The organism is Methylophaga sp. UBA5088 (assembly GCF_002414625.1).
GTDB classification, from domain to species: Bacteria; Pseudomonadota; Gammaproteobacteria; order Nitrosococcales; family Methylophagaceae; genus Methylophaga; species Methylophaga marina.
On record NZ_DIAC01000010.1, the window covers coordinates 52,083 to 52,522 of the forward strand.

General features: G+C 45.7%; 1 protein-coding gene. It reads left to right on the forward strand.

The window, feature by feature from the left end; all coding sequences use genetic code 11:
• On the forward strand, nucleotides 1-440 hold a 440-nt coding region (locus B4K20_RS01055; protein ID WP_289281559.1), incomplete at both ends, for a major capsid family protein.

Genomic DNA, 440 nt, shown 5'->3' on the forward strand with positions numbered 1-440 from the left:
AGCGTTTTACATCAGCCAGCTTGCCAATTTAGAAGAGCGCCTCTATGAGGCTAAATACCTCAATATCAACTATATGGATTTAATCCCAGTTGATACCAGTATGCCTGAATGGGTGGATAGTGTTGATTACATCAGCATTGATGCTGCAACCATGGGTAAATTCATTGGTGCTAACGCTGATGATCTGCCTAACGTCGCTGCAAATGCGCACAAATCATCTATTCCTGTAGGTTACGCTGGTAATGCATTCAGCTATAGTCGTGATGAGCTGCAAAAGTCTGTACAGACACGTATGCCGCTTGATGTGACATTGGCGCGCGGTGCACGCCGTGGTGCTGAAGAGCATATCCAGAGCGTTGCTTATTTCGGTGATTCAGGCCGCGGCATGACTGGCTTATTCAATAACCCTAACTTAACGCTGGATAACTCAACGTTAGATT